Origin of the sequence: Corallococcus sp. AB049A, from assembly GCF_003668885.1 — a bacterium.
Taxonomy (GTDB): Bacteria; Myxococcota; Myxococcia; order Myxococcales; family Myxococcaceae; genus Corallococcus; species Corallococcus interemptor.
Genome location: NZ_RAWL01000488.1, coordinates 1 through 6,018, shown reverse-complemented (window position 1 = coordinate 6,018; position 6,018 = coordinate 1). Strand labels below are relative to the sequence as shown.

Genomic DNA, 6,018 nt, shown 5'->3' with positions numbered 1-6,018 from the left:
CACGGTGGCAGCAAGCGCGACGCGCAGGTTCAGCACGGAGCGGTGCTGAATCATCACGCCCTTGGGACGGCCGGTGCTGCCCGAGGTGTAGATGATGTACGCCAGGTGCTCTGGAGTGACGGACGTCACCGGAGCGTCCTGGGACTCAAGGTCCGCAGTGTCGGAGTCCAGGCAGAGGGTGTGCGCGGAGTGCGGAGGCAGTGAGTCGCGCAGACGCTGCTGGGTGAGCACCACCGGAGCACTGGTGTCCTGAAGGACGTGGGCCAGCCACTCACGCGGGTAGCTGGGGTCGATGGGGACGTAGGCACCACCGGCCTTGAGTGCGCCGAGGATGCCCACGAGGGCTTCGACGGAGCGCTCCACGCACAGCACCACGCGCACGTCGGGGCCGACGCCCAGCTTCACCAAGCGGTGAGCAAGCTGATTGGCGCGAACCTCCAGCTCACGGAAGGTGAGGCGTTCATCGCGGCAGATGACGGCGAGCGCGTCAGGCGTGCGAAGGGCCTGGGCGCTGAAGGCCTCATGGAGGCAGAGGTCTCGCGGGAACTCCGCGTTGGGCCCATTCCAATCCACGAGAAGCTGCTGCCGCTCCAGAGCCGTAAGCAGCGGCAGGCTGGCGAGAGTTGCCTCAGGCTTCGCGGCGATGGCCTCCAGCAACACTCCGAGGTGGCCCACCATGCGTTGCATGGTCGAAGCGTCGAAGAGATCCGTGGCGTACGTCAGCGTTCCGACGAAGCCCTGAGGCGAATCTTGCATCGTCAGCGTCAGGTCGAACTTGGAGGACCGCGTGTCCACCGGGACGCTCTGGAAGGACAGCCCCGGCAGTCGGAGCGCATCCATGGGTGCGTTCTGCAGGGAGAACATCACCTGGAAGAGCGCGCTGCGGCTCAGGTCTCGCGCGGGCTGGAGGATCTCCACCAGCTTCTCGAACGGCACATGCTGGTGCTCGTAGGCCGCGAGTGTCGTGGCCCTCATCTGGGCGAGCAGCTGGCGGAACGAATCCTGCGGCTCCAGCCGGGCGCGCAACACCAGCGTGTTGACGAAGAAGCCGATGAGACCTTCGGTCTCCGCCTGCGTGCGTCCCGCGATGGGCGTGCCCACGCTGATGTCGTCCTGGCCGGAGTAGCGGGACAGCAGCGTCTGCCAGGCCGCGAGCAGCACCATGAAGGGCGTGGCACCTTCACGCTGGGCCAGGGCCTTGAGTGCCTGGGAGACCTCCGGAGAGACGCGCACGTCCACCAGGGCACCCTGGCGGGACTGCATGGGCGGGCGAGGACGATCCGTGGGCAGGTCCAGCGCGGACGGAGCCCCCTCCAGCTGCTGCTTCCAATAGCCCAGCTGCTTGTCCAGGGCCTCCCCCTGGAGCCAGCCTCGCTGCCACACGGCGAAGTCCGCGTACTGCACGGGCAGCGGAGGGAGGACGGGCGTGCGGCCGGTGCTGAAGGCTTCGTAGAACGCCGCCACCTCCCGGACGAGCACTCCCATGGACCAGCCGTCGGAGACGATGTGGTGCATCGTCACCAGCAACAGGTGCGAGTCATGCCCCAGGCGCAGCAGCGTGCTGCGCAGCAGCGGGCCCGTGGTGAGGTGGAAGGGGCGCCGGGCCTCCGTGTCCGCCACTCGCCGGGCTTCCTCCTCACGGTGCGACTCGGGGAGGGGCGTCAGGTCGATGACTGGCAGCTCCCAACCGGAGGGAGGCTGGATGCATTGTGACGGTTCTTCGTGCTCGGCGGAGAGCGTGGTGCGCAGCGATTCGTGACGGTCCACCAACGCCTCGAAGGCGTGGCGCAAGGACTCCACGTCCAGCTGGCCCGTCAGCCGCAGGGCCGTGGGGATGTTGTACGAGATGTCGCCGGGCTGGAGTTGATCCAACAGCCAGAGGCGCTGCTGGGCGAACGACAGCGGAAGGATGCCTTCGCGCGGCGAGGGCCGCAGCGGCGGTGCCCCAAGCGCAACGGACCGAGCCCCCGCGAGCTTCGGTGCGAGCCCTTCCACGGTGGGAGCCTCAAAGAGGGCTCGCAGCGGCAGCTCGACCGCGAACGCAGCCCGCACGCGCGAGACAACCTGCGTGGCCAGCAGCGAGTGGCCGCCCAGGGCGAAGAAGTCATCCCGGATGCCCACGCGCTCCACGCGCAGCACTTCCGCGAAGAGCGCGGCCAGCTGTGCCTCGGTGTCGTTCCGAGGCGCGATGAAGTCGGACGAACGCGCGAGGTTCCCTGGCTCCGGCAAGGCCTTGCGGTCCACCTTGCCGTTGGAGTTGAGGGGCAGGGCGTCCAGCACGACCACCGCGGCGGGCACCATGTACTCGGGAAGGCCCTGGCGCAGATGGGCCTTGAGGGCTTCCACCTCCAGCGAGGCTTCGGCCTTGGGCGTGACGTAGGCGACGAGGCGCTTGTCAGCGGCCTCGCCCTTCGCGACGACGACAGCGTCCTTGAGGCCCGGTGCACGGCGGAGCGCGGCTTCGACTTCACCCAGCTCGATGCGGAAGCCGCGCACCTTCACCTGGAAGTCGATGCGGCCGAGGTACTCCAGCCGACCGTCCTTGCGGTACCGGACGCGGTCACCGGTGCGGTACATGCGGCCGCCCGGAGGACCGTAGGGCTCCGGCACGAAGCGCTCCGCCGTGAGTTCCGGGCGAAGCAGGTAGCCGCGAGCCTGGCCTTCACCGGCGAGGTACAGCTCACCTGCCACGCCGACAGGCACGGGCTGGAGTGAAGCATCCAGCACGTACGCGCGCGTGGCGGGCAGGGGACGACCAATGAGGGGCACCTCATCGCGGCCAACCAGAGACGCCGTGGAGTAGGTGGTGTCCTCGGAGGGCCCGTAGAGGTTGTAGAGCTTCTGCACCGAGGGGACGGCGTAGACCTGCTTGGCCAACGTCTCCGGCAGGGCTTCACCCGCGAGGTTGATGACACGCACGGAGGGCGGCACCGCGTTCAGGCGCAGCAACTGCGCCATGGCGGAGGGCACCGTGTTGACGAGGGTGACGAGAGAAGCCGTCGGCAGCTCCGCCAGGTGCAGGGCGTTCTTCGCCACGACCACCGCGCCACCGCTGCTCAACGGGGCGAAGAGCTCGAAGACGGAGAGGTCGAAATTGAGGCTCGTCGCGGCGAGCGTGCCCTTCAGTTCCTCGGCGGTGAACGTCTCCAATGCCCAGTGGAGGAACGACACGGCGTTGCCATGAGAGATGGCGACGCCCTTGGGCCGGCCGGTGCTGCCGGACGTGTAGATGAGGTAGGCGAGGTGGCCCGGGTGGATGGCGACCGCGGGCTTCGTCACGGGCTGCGTAGCCAGCTCCTCGTCCGAGTCCAGGCACACGGGTGTCGAAGACGTTTCGGGCAGCGCGGAGAGCAGGTGCGAATGGGCGACGAGGGCGGGGCCCTGCGCGTCCTCCAGCAGCCAGCCCAGACGCTCACGCGGGTAGCTGGGGTCCAGCGGCACGTAGGCGCCACCGGCCTTGAGGATGCCGAGGGCTCCGATGACAAGGTCCTCGGTGCGCTCGACGCACAGGCCGACGCGGACTTCGGGCCCAACGCCCAGGCCACGCAGACGGTGCGCGAGCTGGTTCGCCTTCGCGTCCAGCTCCCGGTACGTCAGCTGGCGCTCGGGCGTGATGACGGCCAATGCATCCGGCGTGCGGTGCACCTGGGCCTCCACCATCGCGGCGATGCTGGGGACCTGCGCCACCTGTGAAGCCGGCGGATTCCACTCGATCAGCAATTGCTGGCGTTCGGGATCAGTGAGCAGGGGCAGGTCGCCCAGTCTTGTATCCGGCTTCTTCGCGATGGCCTCCAGCAACACGCCGAAGTGCCCGGCCATGCGCTGAACCGTCGCCGCATCGAACAGGTCCGTCGCGTACTCCATCGTGCCGACGAAGCCATCCCTGCCTTCGCGCAGTCCCAGCGAAAGGTCGAACTTGGCGAAGTGTGCTTCCAGCGGCAGGGCCTGGAAGGACAGGCCGGGCAGACGCAGCGCCTCATTGGGCGTGTTCTGCAGGACGAACATCGCCTGGAACAGAGGGCTGCGGCTCAGGTCTCGCGCAGGCTGCACCGCTTCGACGAGCTTCTCGAAGGGCAGGTGCTGGTGTTCGAAAGCCGCGAACGTCGTGCCGCGCACCTGGGTCAGCAGCTCCCGGAACGTGGCACGCGGGTTCATCTGGGCGCGCAGCACGAGCGTGTTGACGAAGAAGCCGATGAGTCCTTCGGTCTCCGCCTGGGTGCGTCCCGCGATGGGCGTGCCCACGCTGACGTCGTCCTGCGCGGAGTAGCGCGACAGCAGCACCTGGAACGCCGCCAGCAGCGTCATGAAGGGCGTGGCGCCTTCACGCTGAGCCAGGGTCTTGAGTGCTTCGGAAACCTGCGCGGGGATGTGCAGGTCCACCGTGGCGCCCCGGTGCGACTGCACGGGCGGACGCGGACGGTCCGTGGGCAGCTCCAGTGCCGCGGGCGCTCCGGACAGCTGCTGCTTCCAGAAGTGGATCTGCGCCTCCAGCGCTTCCCCCTGGAGCCAGTCACGCTGCCACGTCGCGAAGTCCGCGTACTGCACCGGCAGCGGTGCGAAGGCCGGCGTGCTGCCCGTGGCGAAGGACTCGTAGAAGGCCACCATTTCGCGGACGAGGACGCCCATGGACCAACCGTCGGAGACGATGTGGTGCATCGTCACGAGCAGCAGGTGGGAGTCCTCGGCCAACCGCGCCAGCGTGGCGCGGAGCAGCGGGCCCCTGGCGAGGTCGAATGGCCGACGCGCTTCCTCGTTGGCCAGACGTCGCGCTTCTTCTTCCCGCAGTGCCTCCGGCAGGGTGGAGAGGTCCACGAGCGGCAGCGTCCATCCACTGGCTGCATGGATGGTCTGGATGGGCTGGTCCTGGTGCGAATGGAAGGTAGTGCGCAGGGCTTCGTGACGCTGGACGAGCGCTTCGAAGGCACGGCGCAGGGCCTCCGTGTCCAGGTGTCCGGAGAGCTGGAGCGCGGTGGGGATGTTGTACGACGCGTCACCGGGCTGGAGTTGGTCCAACAGCCACAGCCGCTGCTGGGCGAAGGACAGGGGCCGCGGGCCGTCATGCGTGACGCGAGTGAGCTTCGGGGCCTGGGAGCTCGCGCTGCCGTGCAGCCGCCCGGCGAGGGCTTCCACCGTGGGGGACTCGAAGAGCGCGCGGAGGGGCAGTTCGACGTTGAACTCGGCGCGCACGCGAGAGACGACCTGCGTGGCCAGCAGGGAGTGGCCCCCTAGCTCGAAGAAGGAGTCCTTCACGCCCACCTGGGGCAGATGGAGGACTTCGGCCCAGATGGAGGCCAGCTTCGCTTCGGCTTCCGTGCGAGGTGCTTCGTAGCTGGTGCCCGACTGCTGAGCCTCCGGCTCCGGTAGGGCCTTGCGGTCCACCTTGCCGTTGGCGTTGAGGGGCAGCGCGTCCAGCACTACCAGTGCCGACGGCACCATGTACTCGGGCAGGTTCTTGCGGAGGTGGACCTTGAGCGCGTCCGCGTCCAGCGAGTGGCCCGCGTGCACGGTGACGTAGCCGATGAGACGCTTGTCCGCGTCCGAGCCCCGGGCCACCACGACGGCTTCGTTGACGCCGGAGGCGGAGCGCAGCGCGGCTTCGATTTCACCCAGCTCAATGCGGAAGCCACGCACCTTCACCTGGAAGTCGACGCGGCCCAGGAAGTCGAGCGTGCTGTCCTCCCGCCAGCGTGCCTTGTCGCCCGTGCGGTAGAGCCGTTCGCCCGGAGTGGCCGCGAAGGGATGCGGGACGAAGCGCTCCGCGGTCAGGTCAGGACGATTCAGGTATCCCCAGGCAAGGCCGGGGCCTCCAACGTACACCTCGCCCGCGACGCCCACGGGCACCGGGCGCAGGTGAGCGTCGAGCACGTAGACGGTGGAGTTGGTGAGCGGCTGGCCGATGGGAATGGCGCCTTCCACCACCGTGTCGCGGCGCAGGGTGTACGTCGCGGAGAACGTCGTGTTCTCCGTGGGGCCGTAGCCGTTGAGGAACGTGGCGCCTTCCGGCAGGCGAGCAAGGTG

1 protein-coding gene is annotated in these 6,018 nt (G+C 68.5%); it reads right to left on the bottom strand.

Going from position 1 to position 6,018, the window contains the following annotated elements; all coding sequences use genetic code 11:
• Nucleotides 1-6,018: non-ribosomal peptide synthetase (locus tag D7X55_RS34230; protein ID WP_121725247.1), on the bottom strand; the 6,018-nt coding region annotated here is incomplete at both ends.